The sequence below is a fragment of the Hydrogenophaga sp. genome, from assembly GCF_030656115.1.
Lineage (GTDB): Bacteria > Pseudomonadota > Gammaproteobacteria > Burkholderiales > Burkholderiaceae_C > Hydrogenophaga.
In genome coordinates, this window is record NZ_JAUSOO010000128.1 from 14,040 (window position 1) to 31,290 (window position 17,251).

15 protein-coding genes are annotated in these 17,251 nt (G+C 56.9%); 7 read left to right on the forward strand and 8 right to left on the reverse strand.

The window, feature by feature from the left end:
* Positions 1–70 precede the first annotated feature (70 nt).
* Positions 71–346 carry a hypothetical protein gene (locus Q7J58_RS16070; RefSeq protein WP_304830241.1) on the forward strand — a complete coding sequence of 92 codons (276 nt, stop codon included), beginning with the start codon at positions 71–73 and terminating at the stop codon, positions 344–346.
* A gap of 131 nt (positions 347–477) precedes the next feature.
* The gene (locus Q7J58_RS16075; RefSeq protein WP_304830243.1) at positions 478–1,107 is read left to right on the forward strand and encodes a response regulator; all 630 of its coding nucleotides are present in this window, start codon (positions 478–480) and stop codon (positions 1,105–1,107) included.
* Positions 1,108–1,131: 24 nt separating this feature from the next.
* On the opposite strand, the gene Q7J58_RS16080 is transcribed toward Q7J58_RS16075, so the two are convergent.
* Complete coding sequence (locus Q7J58_RS16080; RefSeq protein ID WP_304830245.1) at positions 1,132–1,290, reverse strand: hypothetical protein; 159 nt, start codon at positions 1,288–1,290, stop codon at positions 1,132–1,134.
* Here Q7J58_RS16080 and Q7J58_RS16085 point away from each other — a divergent pair.
* Together Q7J58_RS16085 and Q7J58_RS16090 are read left to right on the forward strand one after the other, a co-directional pair.
* A complete protein-coding gene (locus Q7J58_RS16085; RefSeq protein WP_304830247.1) occupies positions 1,223–2,512 on the forward strand; it encodes an MltA domain-containing protein in 1,290 nt (429 codons plus the stop codon). The genes Q7J58_RS16080 and Q7J58_RS16085 overlap by 68 nt on opposite strands.
* 310 nt (positions 2,513–2,822) lie before the next feature.
* Complete coding sequence (locus Q7J58_RS16090) at positions 2,823–3,782, forward strand: porin (RefSeq protein WP_304830249.1); 960 nt, start codon at positions 2,823–2,825, stop codon at positions 3,780–3,782.
* 200 nt (positions 3,783–3,982) lie between these two features.
* Here the strand turns inward: Q7J58_RS16090 and Q7J58_RS16095 are convergent, their stop codons facing one another.
* Together Q7J58_RS16095 and Q7J58_RS16100 are read right to left on the reverse strand one after the other, a co-directional pair.
* Complete coding sequence (locus tag Q7J58_RS16095) at positions 3,983–5,710, reverse strand: hypothetical protein (protein WP_304830251.1); 1,728 nt, start codon at positions 5,708–5,710, stop codon at positions 3,983–3,985.
* Positions 5,711–5,895: 185 nt separating this feature from the next.
* Entirely contained in the window at positions 5,896–8,109 is a 2,214-nt protein-coding gene (locus Q7J58_RS16100) for a hypothetical protein (RefSeq protein WP_304830252.1), read from the reverse strand.
* Positions 8,110–8,431: 322 nt separating this feature from the next.
* On the opposite strand from Q7J58_RS16100, the gene Q7J58_RS16105 reads away from it, so the two are divergent.
* The 3 genes from Q7J58_RS16105 to Q7J58_RS16115 all read left to right on the forward strand — a co-directional run bounded on the left by Q7J58_RS16105 (position 8,432) and on the right by Q7J58_RS16115 (position 12,508).
* A complete protein-coding gene (locus Q7J58_RS16105; RefSeq protein WP_304830254.1) occupies positions 8,432–9,709 on the forward strand; it encodes a polysaccharide biosynthesis/export family protein in 1,278 nt (425 codons plus the stop codon).
* Positions 9,710–9,748: 39 nt separating this feature from the next.
* Positions 9,749–10,207, forward strand: coding sequence for a low molecular weight protein-tyrosine-phosphatase (locus tag Q7J58_RS16110; RefSeq protein WP_304830256.1), 459 nt, complete (start codon positions 9,749–9,751; stop codon positions 10,205–10,207).
* Between the two features lie 72 nt (positions 10,208–10,279).
* Positions 10,280–12,508: a polysaccharide biosynthesis tyrosine autokinase gene (locus tag Q7J58_RS16115; RefSeq protein ID WP_304830258.1), complete on the forward strand. Its 2,229-nt coding sequence runs from the start codon at positions 10,280–10,282 to the stop codon at positions 12,506–12,508.
* A 59-nt stretch (positions 12,509–12,567) separates the two neighbouring features.
* Here Q7J58_RS16115 and Q7J58_RS16120 read toward each other — a convergent pair whose 3' ends face one another.
* The 5 genes from Q7J58_RS16120 to Q7J58_RS16140 all read right to left on the reverse strand — a co-directional run.
* Entirely contained in the window at positions 12,568–13,098 is a 531-nt protein-coding gene (locus Q7J58_RS16120; protein WP_304830259.1) for an NUDIX domain-containing protein, read from the reverse strand.
* Positions 13,095–14,336: a glycosyltransferase WbuB gene (locus tag Q7J58_RS16125; protein ID WP_304830261.1), complete on the reverse strand. Its 1,242-nt coding sequence runs from the start codon at positions 14,334–14,336 to the stop codon at positions 13,095–13,097. The genes Q7J58_RS16120 and Q7J58_RS16125 overlap by 4 nt, the downstream gene beginning before the upstream one ends.
* A 208-nt stretch (positions 14,337–14,544) precedes the next feature.
* Positions 14,545–15,747 carry a glycosyltransferase family 4 protein gene (locus tag Q7J58_RS16130; RefSeq protein ID WP_304830263.1) on the reverse strand — a complete coding sequence of 401 codons (1,203 nt, stop codon included), beginning with the start codon at positions 15,745–15,747 and terminating at the stop codon, positions 14,545–14,547.
* The gene (locus Q7J58_RS16135; protein WP_304830264.1) at positions 15,734–16,993 is read right to left on the reverse strand and encodes a glycosyltransferase; all 1,260 of its coding nucleotides are present in this window, start codon (positions 16,991–16,993) and stop codon (positions 15,734–15,736) included. The genes Q7J58_RS16130 and Q7J58_RS16135 overlap by 14 nt, the downstream gene beginning before the upstream one ends.
* Positions 16,994–17,001: 8 nt before the next feature.
* A partial coding sequence (locus tag Q7J58_RS16140) for an integrase core domain-containing protein (protein WP_304830266.1) occupies positions 17,002–17,251 on the reverse strand: 250 nt, incomplete at its 5' end.

Here is a 17,251-nt window from a genome sequence, read left to right on the forward strand (position 1 = left end):
GGTTGGGATGGGGGCCGCGTCCCGACCTGCATAGCCCATAATGAAACGCTGAGAATTTACTCAGTTCAGCATGAAAAACACCGCGACGGAACCCACCCAGCGCCTGAACGTTGATCTGCCCAAATCACAGCACTTCGCGCTCAAGTCGTATGCCTTGCATCACGACACGACGGTGTCGCAATTGGTGCGTGATTCGGTGCGCAACATTGTGGAGTACGACCTTTGGTTCAAGGACAAAGTCACCACTGCTTTGGCCGACCAGCGCCCCGCCGTCGCTTCAGACGACTGGAATGCCATCCGCGCCAAGAAACTGGCGCAGCGTGATGCCCTGCAACACAAGCCGTGAAGGTGCTGCGCAAACCGCGGTACTGGGAAAGCCTGCAGGCAATTGAAGTTCTGCATGTGGCGCGTCAGTACCCGTAATGCTGTCCTTTGCGCCCATGGGTCATGGCTGCTCAGCAGCCGTATCATCCGCCCATGACCGCACACCCCGACGCGAAAATTTTTCTGGTGGACGACGATACCGGCGTGCGCGATGCGTTGGCCTGGCTGCTGCGCACCCGCCGCCTGCTCAGCGAAGGCTTTGACAGTGCCGAGGCCTTTCTGGCCGAAATCGACAGTTGGCCGCGCGAGCCCCAGGTGCCGTGCTGCGTGTTGCTCGATGTGCGCATGCCCGGCATGAGCGGGCTGGCCCTGTTTGAACACCTGCTCACCTTGCCCTGGCAAGCCGCCATGCCGGTCATTTTTCTCTCGGGCCATGCCGACGTGCCCACCGCCGTTGACGCCGTCAAGCGCGGGGCTTTTGACTTTTGCGAAAAACCCTTTTCTGACAACGCCCTCGTTGACCGGGTTGAGCAAGCGCTGGCCCAGTCGGCCCAGGTGCTGGCGCAACGCCAGGCGCAACGCAGCATGCAGCAGCGGGTCGACAGCCTCACCGAGCGCGAACGCGCCGTCATGGACCTGGTGGTGGCGGGCCTGCCCAACAAACTGGTGGCCGATCAGCTCAACATCAGCGTGCGCACGGTGGAGGTACACCGCTCGCGCGTGTTCGACAAAATGGGCGTGAAATCGGCCGTGGAACTGGCCAACGCCCTGCGCGCCTCATGAGCCTGGGCCAGCTCGGTTTCCGCTTCAGTTTCCGTCTTTCGCGCCCTTGTCCTTCGTTGCCGGCTCATCGCCCTTGGCGCTGTCGGGCAACTCGCCATTTTTTCGGCCTGAAAACATGGTCCACCACACGATGAACACCAGCAACACCAGTGCGCCCAGCGCTTCAAGCAACAACAAAGTCATGGATCGTGTCAGGGGTTGGGTCAAACAAATGCGCAGCGCCGTTCCCACCGTGCTCCCGCTGCGCAGCAAGGCAGGGCGGGGGCTTCGGTGGGCGCTGGTGGCGCTCATTGTAGGAAGCCTTGCCGCCTGCGCCACCGGACCCAGCCCATACCCCCAGCCCACGCCGGGCACCCCGGCATCCACGCCCGCACCGGCCCCCGACGAGCCCCTGCCACCCACTCTGCAGCGCGGCAAAAGCCGCTGGACCCCGGTGCGCTGGGCTGAAGTGCCCGGCTGGGGGCAAGACAGCCTCCACGAAGTCTGGAATGCCTGGGTGCGCGGCTGCGAACGTCCCGCGCCTGGCCAGGCCGCGCTGTGCGCCGAACTGCGCCAACTCGCCATCGCCACCCCCGCCGAACAACACGCCTGGGTGGTGCGCCGCTTCGTGCCCTACCGCGTCACCGAGCCCGACGGCACCGAACCCCCCGGCCTGCTCACCGGCTATTACGAACCCATCATGGCCGCCAGCCGCGTGGCCACCGCCACCCACCGCACACCGCTCTACGCCCCGCCCGCCGGCCTGCGCGCCGGCCAGCCCTGGTACAGCCGCCAAGACATTGACACCCTGCCCGCACCCCAAACCGCGCTGCAAGGCCGCGCCATCGCCTGGCTCGCCGACCCCATCGACGCCCTGATTTTGCAAATCCAGGGCTCCGGCCGCCTCAACATCACCGAAACCAATGGCAGCCAGCGCCAGGTGCGCGTGGCCTTCGCCGCACACAACGGCCAGCCCTACAAAAGCGTGGGCCGCTGGCTGCTCGACCAACGCGCCATTCGCGAAGCCTCCTGGGACGCCATCAAAGCCTGGGCCGCGCAAAACCCGCAGCGCCTCAACGACATGCTCTGGAGCAACCCCCGCACCGTGTTTTTTCGCGAAGAAGCCCTCAGCGAATTCGATGCCCAGTTTGGCCCGCGCGGCGCCCAGGGCGTGCCGCTCACCCCCGGCCGTTCCATCGCCGTCGACCCCCAAAGCATTCCCTACGGCACCCCCGTGTGGCTCGCCACCCAAGGCCCCACGCTCAACCTGCAACAACTCGTCATGGCGCAAGACACCGGCGGCGCCATTGTGGGCGCCGTACGCGCCGACCTCTTCACCGGCTGGGGCAGTTGGACCGATTCGGCCTACACCGTCGCAGCAGCCCTCAAGCAGCCCCTGCAGCTGTGGGTGCTGTGGCCGCGTTGAATGGGCAAGCCACAAGGCAAGCCGGCACGACACGCGAACCTGGAGCGTGTTCGGTTTGACCCGCGTGCGCGCGGGTGGGGCAGGGGCGCTCCCAGGCCTTGAGATAAAATGGGTGTGGTGGTGTGGCTAAACAGCAACTATCTCAGGCGATCTTTGACCAAACATCCCCTTGAATGACGCAACCCCCCAGCAGCCTGGCCCAAGTTTGCTTACAGTAAGGGGGCTGTTTGTCGGCCAATCAGATTCCCTTACCCTGCGGGATAAACCCTTTGCCGATGTGTTCAATGTCTCACTTTTTAAAGGACGGAAAATGAAAAAGTCTCTCATCGCCATCGCTGTACTGACCGTGGCCGGCGCAGCCTCTGCTCAATCCAGTCTCAACCTGTACGGCGTGGCCGACGTCTGGATCGGTAAAACCAAAAACGGCGATGCCAACCTGGGCAGCGGTGGTCTGGCCGGCAGCCGCTTGGGCTTCAAAGGCACCGAAGACCTGGGTGGTGGCCTGAAGGCCCACTTCACCCTGGAGCAAGGCGTCTCTCTGGACACCGGTGCAGCTGCAGCCGCTGGCGTGGCCTTCAGCCGCCAAGCCAACGTGGGCCTCAGCGGTGGCTTCGGCTCCGTCAAGCTGGGCCGCAGCTTCACCGCCCTGGACGACATCAACGGCGCCGCCAACAGCGGTTTTGACTCTGCACTGTCTGCCACCAACAACGTCTGGGTTGCGTACACAGCCAGTGTCAACGACCAAATCTACTATTCCACCCCGGACATGGGCGGCCTGAGCGGTGCAGTCGGCTTCAACCTCAGCGGCGATGCTACCGACATCACCAGCATGCACGTCAAGTACAGCAGCGGCCCCATTTACGTGGGCGTTGCTTACCAAGACGACAAGTCCACCACCGTTGGCAAATCGATTGAGCACATGTTGATCAACGGCACCTACGACTTGGGCATGGCTGTTGCCAAAGCTTCTTTCAGAACCGTGAAAAACCCGGTGGGCGACCCTTTCATCAACCCCAAAGCCACCGAATACCATGTGGGCCTGGACTACCCTGTCAACAGCAACCTGACCCTGTCGGTGGGCTACGCCAACTCTGAAACCGAAGCCAGCAACGGCATCACCACCGGCAAGTCCCGCAAGTCTGCCGGCTTCGACTTTGCAGCCGGTTACAGCCTGTCCAAGCGCACCATGCTGTACGGTGGCTTCAACAGCACCAAAACCAACGGCGTGAAAGACAGCTTCGTTGCCGCAGGTGTGAACCACGCGTTCTAAGCATTTTTTCAACACCCTCCTTGTTGTGGGGGGCTTGGAAAAATCAAAAATTGGCCTCAATGAGGCCAATTTTTTTGTCCATTTCATGGGCAAATTGCGCTGTATTGGTCGAAAACCATAAAAAAAGCTTGCTCTTGTGACAGAGCAAGCTTGAGACAGCTTGTTTAGCGAGGCGAATACCGCCTCGTTACGCAAGAGCTTTAGATGGGCTGGCCGCCAGTGATCGGCTGGCCACCCGTGGTGCAAGCCAGTGAGGGAAGATTCACGTTGTTCACAGTGGATGGAGCGTTCACAGCAAAGTTGTTCGTGACAATGTAGCTGCTGGTAAAGCGGTTGTACACATACAAAGTACCCGTAGAACCACTCTCAATGCCATTGAGGGTCAAGGTGCCGTTGCCGCTGTAGCCCGAACTCCAATTGCGTGCCACGTTGTCGTAGAAGTAAACCGATGCCGGGGTGGCACGCTTACCGCTCACGCCATCGCGGCAAGACTCGGTCACGTTCACCGTCAGCGGTGCGAACGTGACTGTCGGCAGCGTGACCGCAACAGTCTGGCCTGTGGCGCAGAGGTTCATGTTGGTTTTGGAGCCAACAACCTTGTTCTTGCTGTCTTTGACCGTGATGTTAACGAGGGTACCTTGTGGGTAGAGTGCCAGTCCCAACTGCGAGTCGGAGATGGTGCCCGAGCGCCAGAAGCGCTGGCCTGCAACACCCACGAGTTCAATGGTCAGGGGGCGGGTATCGCCTGTGGGGCGTCCCGTGATGGCCACGTTACCGGTGCAGGTGCTTCCATAGAAGTCCAGGTTCCAGTAAGACAAGTGGGTGGAAGTGAACTCCACTTCAAAGTTTTTGGGGTCAACCGGGGTTTTCTCTTTCACCGTACCGTCGGTTTCAAAAACCCACTTGCCCGTGTCTTGGTCAAAGCTCCAGATGGGGTAGGTGTTGCCCGCCACGATGTCAACGCCAGCCAGATTCTTCGAACCTTTAGGCAGGTCAATCTTCAGCGTCAGCGGCGCATCAAAGGTCTTCAGAGCTTGGCCAGTGGTATTGTCTGTGACGTTGAACTGGGCAAAGCCACCAGAAATGAAGGCGCCCGTGTCAGCCGTTGTACCTGCAGGAATAGTTCCGGCCGGTGCGGTGCTGGGAACAGTAACCGAAGGAACAAAACCACCTGGGAAGGCAGAAAGAGCCGCTACTTCGTTGTTCGAGTATTTTGTCACCGACACCGTCACGCCAGCGGTCGAGTTGATCGGAGCACCGGCTGCATTGGTGGCTTTGACACCGGCAGGAAACGTTACGCTGGCTACACCCACGGGCTCGGTCGTGCCTTCAGCCGTTTTCGCGTCCTTGGATGCTGTTGCCACTGCCGTGGCGGCAGCTGTAATCACGCCGCCAGCGGCTGCAGGAAGCGCATCCACTTTCATGGCCAAGCCCAGCGTGGTGTCTGCGTTCACAGCGGCCACGGCGGCGGGTTTGGTGTTGGTCAGCTTGATAGTGACCACCTGGTCGCCCACCTTGGAGGTGGTTTTCGTCAACTGCTGACCCGATTCGTTCCAGCCGGCACTCCGGTTGCCCGCAATCACCGTGAACACGTCTTTTGCTGTGGACTTGTCAAAGTTGGCAGCCACCAACAGCACACCGTTCTTCACGGTGAAAGTTTTGCCTTTGACAGAGGCGTTGTCCTGGTCAACAACCTCGTCACCTGTGACGGCGTCACCCAGGAGGGTCACGGTCAAGTCGTCGGTGATCGGCAAACCAGTACCTGCATCCACAAAGGTGAGCGCGTACTTGTATGCAGCCGTAACAACTTCAGCACGGGGGGTTGCCACATCCAGGGTAGGGTTGCCACCGCCACCACAGCCAACCACTGCAGCTACGCTACCAGCCATCACCAGGCTGGCCGTCAGTTTGTTCAATCGAAGTTTCATAAGACATTTCCTCTATCAAAAAATTGAGCCAAGGCCGGAGCAGCCCTATGCATCATATTAACGGCACCAACTGTTTTCATGTACAAGTCAAGTAAAAAATATCCTCGGATGTGCGCATTTTTAACCAAAAACAGTTGGTTTTTCTCTACTTTGCACCAACTTGGCACAAGTTGTCATCGCGGTTTTTAAGGCTTGTCTTGCTGCAGTGCAGCACGCATGGCGTGGCGGTTGGCCCACATGTCTACCGGGCCGCTGCGGTCGTAGCTGGTGATGTCGCTCCACACACCATGGCGTGGCCGTGGTACTTCGGCATACCCAAAGGTTTGTCTGTTGTTGTCCTCTCCAATTTTGGTGGCTATACCCCAAGCCATACGGTCTTGGCCACGCACATTGCCCCAGCCAGTGTCTAGGCTGCCTTTGGGCCCCAGAGGCACAGAGAGCTGAAACCCTGCGAACCGCCGCTTGGGCATGGTGACTGTGTTGCCCTTGCTCTCGTTGATGAAAAAGCTCAGCCTGTAGTCACCAAACCAATGGTGGCTGGCGGCCCTGAAGCCCATGTCGCCGCCCATAAATTTGCCCACTGTGCCTTCTAGCTGCCAGTTGCCTGCCAGCGCTGAGTGGCGCACACTCATCAAGGCTGGGGTTTGAGTTTGGCGTTGGCCTGTTCCGGTGTCGCGGCTGTAAGCGCCCAATGTGCCGCCCACACGCCAGTTCCCCACAGGGTTGAGCCAGATCGCATCCAACTGGCCGCCCCGGCTATAGCTGGTAATTGCGCCTGCGGATACCTGAAGCGCTACGTTTTTGGCAATAGGCGTGTCTACGTAACGCATGTAGCTCAACAGCGCCTGGCCTACCTCGGCTCTTGGGTGACCAACCTGGTAAAACGGACCGCCTTTGTCAAAGTCTTGCGAGCGGGCCACCGGCACCAGCACATTGCCTTGCCACATCCAGCCTTTGCCCCATTCGCCCAGCGGGCTCAAGTCGCCCAGTTGCATTTGGGCGCCCACATCCAGCGCGGCCGAATAGTCGGTTAAGCCGTATTCGGTGCCAATGGTGGAGCGGATGTTGGCCCCCAACTCAAACTGCGGCTTCCAGGCGTAAGGCGCGGCGTTGCTGACCAGGGTGTCTATCTGGCGGGCCTTTCTGGCGGTTTGCAACCGTTTGGGCAGCGTCGGGCCGCTGAAAAACCGCAGCGCCAAGCCGTTGGCGCACCTGTCCTGGCCCATGGCAAAGCTGTTCAGGCAGTTGCGGCTGGTGTGCACGCTGGTGGTGGGTTGCCCCATGTAGGTCAGGCTCAGCACCACCTCGGCATCGTCCACCTCCTGGCCCAGCATCCACTGCACCAGGCCCGCGCCCAAGGCCTGCTGGTGGTCTTTGCGCCAGCCCACCGGGTCGGCCTGCACCCACCACAACACGGGCTGGCCATTGGCCGCAGGCAAGGCTGCAATGTGAATATTGGCAAACCCGTTTTCTGCCAGGCGGCTTGAGAGAGCCAGCGCCCGCTGGTCCAGCGTGGCGGGTGTGGCTTCGGTTGGGCTGGCCCCCCAGGCAGGCTGCTGCTTCTGGCTGGCCAGGCGCAGCTTTTTGTCCATTTGAAAGCGCAGCGCTGCGGTGAACTGGTTGCTTTGCTGGTGCGCCGGGCCGCTCAGTTTGTGGCTGTAGCCCAACTGCAAGTCCATGTCGCGCGTCAGCGGCTGCAGGTAGTGCGCGCCCAAACGGCGGGCTTGCGTGTCCGACTCCAGCACCACGGCCAGCTGGTCGTTCACGCGCATCGTCAGGTTGCCAAACACGCCGTCCATCAACGGCGTGCCCTTGCTGCCTTTGCTGATGCCCAGTGAGGCATCAAAAGGCCCCATGCTGCTCGTGCCCACGGCATACAGTTGCCGGTAGTAGACGGCTGCTGACCCCCCGTAATCCGTAAAGCCCACCGCCATGCGTGTTTTGTAGGGCAGGGTAAAGGGCAGCTGGTACTTGCCGCTCAGCGACAAATCACGTCCCGTGGTGGGGCAAATTGTTTTGCTCAGAAATTCATTGCATTGCACATTGCCGTCGTAAGTCAGCCGCCCCACCAGCTCCAGCCCGGGCAACACGCCAAAACCCCAGTTGAGTCCACCAAAAACCCCTATACCCGGGTACTGGCGAGCCCGCTCAGGAATGCTGTTGGTGATGGCAAACGCCGTGCTGTTGAACGGCAGCACATCGGCCGTGGGCGTGTTGATAGCCCCGCTGTAGCCCGATGGTGACATTTGGAAGGTGTCTGGCAGCGACGTTCCGGCGGCTGCGCCGGTGGCCGTGGCGGCGGACATGGTCAGCACCGCCCAGGCCACAGCGCTGTAACGGTTTGGGTGGGCTGCGCGCTGTTGGGTGCGGTGGGTGGGGCGTGAAGTGCTGAAGGCCATGTTCAATGCGGTGGGTTAATGGGGTAAGCCAGTGTTTGCCAAGTGGCCACCATGCGGTAGCCACGTGGTTGTTGCTTGGTTATTGCTTTGGTTGCCAAATGTTTGCTATCACTTTGTGTGTCAGGGGTCAATGCTAGACTTGATAGGTGATCCGAAACGCAAAGAAACGCAAATTCAGACCGAAGTTTGTCACGGTTTGGTCTACTCATCACAGTCGCTTGAACGGTGTGGAGTGTTTTTAAAATCACGCTACAGCATAATCTGGCTACCCCAAGTGGGTTCAGATAGCCATAACTCCTCGATCAACCCCACGATCCAGTCCATGATATTTCCACGTTTTGCCTCCAAGGCCCTGGCCGCCAGCACCCTGGTGCTGACTGTGGCGGGGTGTGCGTTTTCACCCGGGCCCCTGTTTGGCCCCGCACTGCAAGGCCAAACCGCATCCGCTGAACCAGAAGATGCCCCCAGCACCCTGGTCCGCTTGTTTCAAGGCAAAAGCAGCACCGTGGTCACCGGCGCAGGCAGCGGCACAAGCGCCCCGGCCACGCAAGCCAACGCCAACCAGTCCGACACCCCGCCCCCCGGCGTGCTGCGCCCCATCACCCCCGAGCTGATCCAGTCCATTCAGCGCGAAGTGCGCCAGGCCAATACCCTGGCCGCGCTGCAACCGCTGTTTGGCAAAGCCGGGGCCTACACCATTGGTGCGGGTGATGTGGTTCACATCAACGTGTGGGGTCACCCTGAGTTGGTGCTGCCACCAGCGGGCACTGTTACAACAACTGGCGCTGAAGCCATCAGCCAATCGGGCGTTACCAACGGTTTCAACGTCAGCCCCGACGGCTTCATCCAGTTCCCCTTGGTGGGCACGGTCAAAATCGCCGGCCTCACAGAAAACCAGGCACGCTTGACGCTGGGCGAAGCGCTCAAGCGCTACATCGTCGACCCCCAAATCACCCTGCGGGTGCAGTCTTACCGCGCTGGCCGCGTCTATATGGATGGCGAAGTGCGAACTCCTGGCCTGCAAGCCATCAACGACGTGCCCATGACCCTGCCCGAAGCCCTGAGCCGCGCCGGTGGCCTCACCGCCACGGCCGACCGGTCCCAGGTCTTCATCACCCGCGAAGGCATCACTACCCCCATCAATTTGCTGAGTCTGTCGCAGCGCGGCATCAACCCCGCCCAAATTTTGCTGAAAAACAACGATTTGGTGCGCGTGGCCCACCGCGACGATGCCAAGGTCTACGTGATGGGCGAAGTGGTTCGCCAAGCCGCCTTGCCCCTGCGCAACGGCCGCTTGAGCTTGAACGAGGCCCTGGGCGAGTCCGGCGGCATCAACCCCACGTCGGGCGACCCCAAGCAGATTTTCGTTATTCGCAGCCGCTCCAGCCAGCCCGCCGACAGCGTGGGCGGCCAGTTGCCAGAAATTTTCCATCTTGACGCCCGCAGCCCCATGGGCTACGCCCTGGCAGAAGGTTTTGAGCTGCAGGCGCGCGACGTGGTTTACGTCGACCCCGTGCCCCTGGTGCGCTGGAACCGTGTGGTCAGCCTCATTTTGCCCAGCGCTCAGGCCGTCAACGTGACGCGTGACGCCCTGAACTAATCTCATGTCTCGCAACCCAAGCCCCGTATTCTTTTCTGCATGAGCATCCAAAACGTCATGACCGTGTGCGTGGGCAACATCTGCCGCAGCCCCGTGGCTGAAGGTCTGTTGGCCCAGTCTCTGCCGCAATGCAAGGTATGGTCGTCGGGCTTGCATGCCGTGGTGGGTTCCCCCGCCGAGCCCACCGCTCAAGCTCTGGCGCTGCAGGCCGGTGTTGACATCAGTGCCCACCGCGCCCAGCAGGTGCAAGCCTGGATGTGTACCCAGGCCGACCTGATTTTGGTCATGGAAGCTATCCACCAGCGCGAGTTGGCCCAGCGCTTCCCCCTGGCGCGCGGCAAAATCCGCCTGCTGGGTGAGTTTGGCACCGAATATGCTTCCACCCCTTACGACATTGCCGACCCCTACCAGCAACCTCTGGCTGCATTTGAAGCGGCCCACACTGCTATAGCCCTGGGCGTGGCCCAGTGGGCCCACCGCATTCGCCTTATTGGTTAAAAGCCCAACAACGTATAAGCCCACAAGCCCCACGCAGGCTTTGACCGAACCCATCTTCTGTTGCCGTTATCCATGACACCCAACACGCCCCCTCTGCCCATCGCAGCTCCCGCCAACGAAGACGAGATTGACCTGCTGGGCTTGCTCGATGTGCTGCTGGAGGCCAAATGGCTGGTGGCCAGCGTGACCGCTGCTGCTCTGGTGCTGGGCGGTAGTTACGCTTTTTTAAGCCGCCCGGTGTACCAGGCCAACACCCTGCTGCAGGTGGAAGATTCCGAAGTGGGTGCCGCAGGCGCCTTGGGAGCAGCATCCAGCCTGTTTGAAATCAAAAGTCCCGCCAGCGCTGAAATCGAGCTGTTGCGCTCACGCTTGGTGGTGGGTAAGGCGGTGGACGACTTGCAGCTCTACATAACCGCCGAGCCCAAACGCTTTCCGTTGTTAGGTAACTGGCTGGCCAGCCGAGCCACCGAACTGGCCACACCCGGTTTTTTGGGCATGGTCGGCTATGTGCACGGTACAGAGAGTATCCGTCTGGGCCTGCTCGAAGTACCTCCAGCGCTGGAAGGTAAGCCCCTTACCCTCATAGCCACCGCCGGTGGTTATGCCTTGCATGGCCCAAATGGTGAAACCTTGGCCGAAGGCAAGGTAGGCGATACCCTTAATTGGGGCGAAGGCGGTAACGCAGGCCGTATGGCGGTTCACGTGCTTGAAGCCCAACCCGGTGCTCATTTCAAGTTGGTGCGCCAAAGCCGGCAAGAAGTAATTGAATTGTTGCAAGCAGACTTGAACATTGCTGAAAAAGGCAAACAGTCAGGCGTCATCGCCATCACTCTGCAAGGCAATGACGCTGAAGAAATCACCCAAGTGTTGCGATCGGTGGGCAACAATTACGTGCGCCAAAACGTAGAGCGCAAAGCAGCCGAGGCTGATAAAAGCCTGGGGTTTTTGAACGAATTTTTACCTACTCTTAAAAAGCAGTTGGAAGGCTCTGAAACCGCCTTCAACCAGTTTCGCAACCAAAAAGGCACTTTTGACCTGAGTACTGAAGGCCAGTTGGCCTTGAAATCATCGGTTGAATTGCAAACCCAGTTGTTGGCGTTGCAGCAAAAGCGCCGCGAACTCAGCAGCCAGTTCACCGCGTCGCATCCCAACGTTCAGGTTATTGATTCTCAAATTGCCACCCTGAACAAAGAAATTGCCGGCATCAGCAATCGCGTCAAGGTGCTGCCCAATGTTGAGCAAGAACTGCTGCGTTTGACGCGCGATGTCAAGGTCAACAGCGAACTCTACCTGAACCTGCTCAACAGCGCCCAACAATTGCGCTTGGTGCGCGAAGGCAAGGTGGGCAATGTGCGCGTGGTAGACCAGGCTGTAACCCAATACCAACCGGTGGCCCCCAAGCGCCGGCTGATTGTGGTTTTGAGCGCCATGCTAGGTCTATTAGGCGGCGTGGCTCTGGCTTTTGCCCGCAATGCCATGAATTCCGGCATCAAAGACAGTGCCGAAATTGAAACCCACACTGGCCTGAACGTGTTTGCCACCGTGCCCCACAGCGCTGTACAAAGTAAATTGTACGAAAGCATCACCAACAAAGCGCCCGGTCAGCATTTGCTTGCTATTACGAATGCCGAAGACCCCGGCATTGAAAGTCTGCGCAGCCTGCGCACCGCGTTGCAGTTTGCGCTGCTGGATGCGCGCAACAACGTGGTGCTGTTCACCGGCCCCACCCCCAGCATCGGCAAGTCGTTCGTGTCATCCAACTTTGCCGCTGTGCTGGGCGCAGGCGGCAAGCGCGTGCTGCTGATGGATGCCGACTTGCGCAAAGGCTACCTCAACCAGTACTTTGGCCTGAGTCGTGGCCCTGGCCTGAGCGAATTGGTAGCTGGCAGTAAAACGTTTGAAGAAGTGGTTCAACGCAACGTGGCTCCAGGTGTGGACATGATCCCCACCGGCGCCCTGCCACCCAATCCCGGCGAACTGCTGCTGTCGCCCACCACGGTGGAGCTGATTCAAAAACTGTCTACCCAGTACGACCTGGTCATCATCGACACCCCGCCCGTGCTGGCCGTCTCAGATACCCAAGTCTTGGCCCCCGTGGCCGGTACCGTCTTCCTCATTGTCAAAGCCAACGTCACCGCCATCGGCGAAATTCACGAATCGGTGAAGCGCCTGCAGCAATCGGGGGTCGCCGTCAAAGGCGTGGTGTTCAACGACTTCAAGGTCGACAAACGCCGCTACGGCGGTTATGGCTACCGTTACAGCCGTTACCGCTACACCAACTACAAATACGGCCAAAGCTAAGTCCCACTCCCCCGGTCTTACTCCTTCCCCCCCTGGGGGAAGGCAGGGATGGGGGCTCTTCAGCGTACCCGTAACCAATCCACATAAGCCCGCACCCAGCCGTGTACCCTTTGCGCAGCCTCTTCCAGCGGCATCCACAGCCACTCCCCATGCTGCTCCCCCAAAGGCAAACGCAGCGCAGCCACCTCATCACCCGTCAGCGCTGCCCAATGCGGCAGATTTACATAATGTGTGGGCACCGTGGGTGAAAACGCCGCATCAGGGTAAAAATGGTCCCAAGCGCCCATCAGCCTACCGCGCTGTACCAGCGTCGCAGCCAGCCCAGGCGGCGCGCCCAGCTCTTCTTGCGCCACCCGGCCCAGCGCCACGGCCAGCGCTTCGCCCTTGCGAATGCGCCCACCTGGCGTGAACCAGGCACCGCGCGCCGGTGCGTTCAAGCGCTGCCCGACCAGCAACTCGCCCGCCGGGTTGGTCAACACCCAGTCTACCGACACCAGCGGCAAAGCCGCTACCGCCTGTTGAAACTGCGCCAAAGGCAGCAAACCCGCTGCAGGCCCATTGCGATGGCTGTTGGCCTGCGCTGGCGTCATGCCCGCTCACCTTGCGCCACCAGCGCCTGCAAATCGGACTCGAGCTTGCCCAACACCGCTTCGCTGTCCAAATGCGCATGGGCGTATTCGTAACCGGCTGCGCCCAGGGTCTCGCGCATGTTTTTGTTGTTAACCAAGGTGTTGATAGCCTGTGCCATGGCATCCGGGTTTTCTGGGGGAACCACCACACCACAGGTTTCAACCACCGTGGCCAAGTCTGTGCCTGTGTGGGCTGTGGCCACCACCGGGCGGGCGCTGGCCAGCATGCCCGTGAGCTTGCTGGGCATCACCAAATCGGCCGCATCGGCCCGCTGCGGCAGCAAATGAATATCGGCCGTGGCCAGCAAGTCGGGCAACCGAGACACGGGTTGCAAATCCAAAAACCGCACATTGGGCAAACCCTTGCAGCGCTCCAGCAAGTCGGCCCGCCCTGCGCCATTGCCACAAAACACAAAAACCAAGTGGGTCTGATGAACCAACAAGCGTGCCACATCGGCCAATATCTCCAGCCCCTGCTTGCCGCCCATGTTGCCGCTGTACAGCGCCACCACCTGGCCCGGGGCCAGTTGCAGTTCTTCCCGGTAAGCGGCCACGCCGTCGGGGCTGGGCAAGGCAAAGCTGGCCATGTTCACCCAATTAACCGCCAGATTGGCCTGCACAGGGTCAACCCCCTTGCGCAGCAACAGCTCGTGCATGCGCCGCGAAATGGTGCTCACCACATCAAAGCGGCGCATCAGCCAAGCTTCAGCGCGGGAGGCCAGACGGCGCAAGCGTTCACCGCGCAGTAAACCCATGCTGAAAGCGGCGTCCAGCTCAAAGTCTTGCACATGTAACCACGACTTGGCACCGCACAAATGCGCAAGCAGCACTGCACTGGGTGCGCAAAACAGCGCCGGTTCAACCACCCACACCACTTGCGGGCGCCACCACACCTGCGCCAGCAGCGCCGGCAGGGACGACAGCGCAAAGCTCATCAAATGCACCAGCCGTTTCAGCCCCGTGGGTTGGCGCGGCACCCACACCGGGCAGCGCAGCACCCGCACTCCCTGCCAAGCTTCGGTTTTGTAGCGCCACCCGCTGTAACCCTGGCCCACCGCCCAATCGGGATAATAGGGGGGCGCGGTGACCACGCGCACCTCGTGCCCATTAGAAGCCAGCCATGCGGCCATTTCGCCCGTGTACTTGCCAATGCCGGTGAGTTCGGGCGAAAAATTGATGCCGTATAGAAGAATTTTCATGGGTTGAATAATTAGCTAGGGCAGTATAGGTAGCTCAATTGCGGGTGGATTGAATCATTCAATGCTAAAATAAAATATGTAACTTTTGGGTTTTGGTTAAGTGCCTTAGTGCAACCAATTTTACTTTTGGAGCCACGTAATTTATTGATTTATATGGAAAATGTGAAGCTCAAATTTATCATCGATTGCAGCTGCATCCTTAAGAATGCTACGCAGGCGTAGCACATTTTTTGCTATTGATGACGTATTTGAATGCTTCCTCAAAGCCTGACATTTGCTTGTTAATGCCAAGATTGGCAAGGGCATATAAGTTGCCAGACGCCCCCATTTTTGTGCGCAATTCAGGATTCTTGATTAAAGTTCTAATGCCATCAATGAATGACTGATTGCTGTTCTTGGTAATTATTCCGTTCACATTGGAAATTAAGTATTCTATTTCAGGCGAGTGAAGTGGGCTCTCAATAGTGACGTATGGAACACCGACGGCAAAAGAGTGAACAATCGCTAAACCCGTCATGCCAGGCATAACCGAAATATCTGAGGCTTTTAAAATTGGTGTCACTTCTGAAACAGAAACTCTGCCAAGTAATTTAATAGATGATTGAACATCTTCCGATTCACCGAGAAGGCAACTTCGTAGCTCTTGCAAGGCAGGTCCATCACCTATAAACAATGCTCTTACAGAAAAACCTTCATGCCGAAGTTCGCGTACAGCTGAAATGACAAATTGAGGATTTTTCTCATTTGATATCCTTCCAACAAAAGCAAGTACTACATCATTGAGTGAAAATCCCCAAGAAGTTCGCATCTTTAAAATTTCATTACGACTAATACTTAAAGCAGTTTCATGAATTGAGTTTACATCAAGGGTATTGAGAGCAACAAAAACTCGACCAGCCATTGCTGGGTTAGATCGGACAATGAAGTCTGCACCCGTTTGGCTGTACGTAATGACCAACGCAGCTCTACGGTGAACCAGTCGTCTAACTACTTCAAGTAGTTGTCCTAATATCGATTCCTTACGTTGGTGATTAAACCCATGTGAGTAGAATCCAACCGCTGTTCCAGCAAAAAAGGCGCGAAGCATTAGTAAGTAATTGGAGAAATAAAGAACTCCTTCTGGCAGAATAATTAAATCATAGTTTCTTGGGTTAATGTGTTTATTAATCGATTGCCAAACAAACTGCAATCCGAATATCTTCAGAATAAAATTTCGAATTAACAGATGCTTTAGGCCACTTAAGTCGCCGTTGGGTGCATGTCCACTAGGATGTCTGTCGCCTATGAATAAATTAATATTGACGCTTGGCAAAGCTGCAATGTTTTCAAACATTTCACGCTTGTACGATGGACAACCAAGTTGAACAAATGCAAGGCGAAAAGAGTATTTTTCTAATTCAGCGGATTTCATTGTAAAAATTTTCAATTTTAGATGCGTACAACTTAGTATCGCTCAAGGCTAATGCTCTGTTTCGAAGTGCTATGCCTAATTCATCAAGGTGCTCATGTGAATAAGCCAATACCCGATCCAATGTCGCAGCTAAATCAGCTGAATTACCTGCTTTAAATACCAATTCATGATTGTCGACCAACAATTGATTTCCACCACGGTTGCCAACGATGACGGGCCGACCTAATAGCATACCTTCCCAAACCGTATACTCTTGTGTCACCAGCCATTCAGATGGAACAACGAGCAAACTAGCACGAGCCAACTCACCAAAGAGTTCCTCGCCATACCGAAGGTTATCAACAATTTTCAAGATACCCTTTGCCTCTAGTTTTACAACCTTATCGCGGAGAAAATTCGAGGCTGCATGTACATCTTTTGCATAAATTTTTAACGTTATTTTGTTCGACATCAATTCTAAGGCATCAAGCAGTGTGCCAAAACCTTTCATTTCTGCAAATGTTCCCCATGCCGCAATGTATCTATTGCCTACACTGTTTGAGCGAGCCTTTTCAAAAGGGAAATCTTTGGTAATGAATGGGTTGTCTATTACTAAAATGCGCTCGCATGGCAGTCCAAGTTCGACAAGAAGATTCTTGATTTCATTGTTTGGCGTGGTAAATCCAGCTATCTTTTTGAGTATAGATTTTTGTGTTGAAATATACCGCGAGAACGTTGTTAATAACGAGCCTGGTAGGCTATTATTGAAACAACGATGACGAACACCTTGTAAAACTCCTGATTCAATGCAGTCATAACATGGTGAGCCATTTCGGAAGAAGTGTGATTGTATGCAGAAATGTGAAAAGTCATGAAGCGATTGTACAACTGGAATTCCACTATTAGTTGCAGCTTCTAAAACTGAAGCAGACAACTGATGGTAAATATTGTGTGCATGAATAATATCTGGTTTAAAGTGGTTAATTGCTGAATTTAATTTTCGAGCAGCACCGGTATTCCATACAACGGATGAGGCAATCGAAATTTTATTAATTGCCCCTGTTTTGCTTAACTCTTGAAAATCAGGGGATGGAGGTGCGAAATAGCTTTGGCTAATAGAATTACCGCGGTTGCCTGAATACTCAGCTGACCAAGGTATAATTAAATGACCTTGTGATGACATTATTTTTTCATGATTTAGATAGTAGCGTCCAGCCCCACCGCTACCACTGTCCCATTTGTGTATGTTCAGTATCTTTAATGACATAATATTTACTAAAAAATTAACAAAGTGTCAAGTTCCGCCTGTTTATAAACACGCTTATTGAAGAGTTCCGGCTTTTTCTTGCTCCAGGCCTTGAGAGCATCGACCGGCGAGAGATGTCCCAGCGAGCGCTGTGGGATGTGGTGGTTGTAGGTAAACATGTAGTTGTTCAAAGTCGCATCGAGTTCGGCACCCGAGGCGAACCGGGTTTGTTTGACAACCTCACTGATGCGGCCATTGAAGCGCTCAACCATGCCATTG

What these genes read in the sequence shown, in the direction of transcription:
- Q7J58_RS16070 (WP_304830241.1), top strand. Translation starts at nt 71, where the DNA reads ATGAAAAACACCGCGACGGAACCCACCCAGCGCCTGAACGTTGATCTG.
- Q7J58_RS16075 (WP_304830243.1), top strand. Translation starts at nt 478, where the DNA reads ATGACCGCACACCCCGACGCGAAAATTTTTCTGGTGGACGACGATACC.
- Q7J58_RS16085 (WP_304830247.1), top strand. Translation starts at nt 1,223, where the DNA reads ATGGTCCACCACACGATGAACACCAGCAACACCAGTGCGCCCAGCGCT.
- Q7J58_RS16080 (WP_304830245.1), bottom strand. Translation starts at nt 1,290, where the DNA reads ATGACTTTGTTGTTGCTTGAAGCGCTGGGCGCACTGGTGTTGCTGGTG.
- Q7J58_RS16090 (WP_304830249.1), top strand. Translation starts at nt 2,823, where the DNA reads ATGAAAAAGTCTCTCATCGCCATCGCTGTACTGACCGTGGCCGGCGCA.
- Q7J58_RS16095 (WP_304830251.1), bottom strand. Translation starts at nt 5,710, where the DNA reads ATGAAACTTCGATTGAACAAACTGACGGCCAGCCTGGTGATGGCTGGT.
- Q7J58_RS16100 (WP_304830252.1), bottom strand. Translation starts at nt 8,109, where the DNA reads ATGGCCTTCAGCACTTCACGCCCCACCCACCGCACCCAACAGCGCGCA.
- Q7J58_RS16105 (WP_304830254.1), top strand. Translation starts at nt 8,432, where the DNA reads ATGATATTTCCACGTTTTGCCTCCAAGGCCCTGGCCGCCAGCACCCTG.
- Q7J58_RS16110 (WP_304830256.1), top strand. Translation starts at nt 9,749, where the DNA reads ATGAGCATCCAAAACGTCATGACCGTGTGCGTGGGCAACATCTGCCGC.
- Q7J58_RS16115 (WP_304830258.1), top strand. Translation starts at nt 10,280, where the DNA reads ATGACACCCAACACGCCCCCTCTGCCCATCGCAGCTCCCGCCAACGAA.
- Q7J58_RS16120 (WP_304830259.1), bottom strand. Translation starts at nt 13,098, where the DNA reads ATGACGCCAGCGCAGGCCAACAGCCATCGCAATGGGCCTGCAGCGGGT.
- Q7J58_RS16125 (WP_304830261.1), bottom strand. Translation starts at nt 14,336, where the DNA reads ATGAAAATTCTTCTATACGGCATCAATTTTTCGCCCGAACTCACCGGC.
- Q7J58_RS16130 (WP_304830263.1), bottom strand. Translation starts at nt 15,747, where the DNA reads ATGAAATCCGCTGAATTAGAAAAATACTCTTTTCGCCTTGCATTTGTT.
- Q7J58_RS16135 (WP_304830264.1), bottom strand. Translation starts at nt 16,993, where the DNA reads ATGTCATTAAAGATACTGAACATACACAAATGGGACAGTGGTAGCGGT.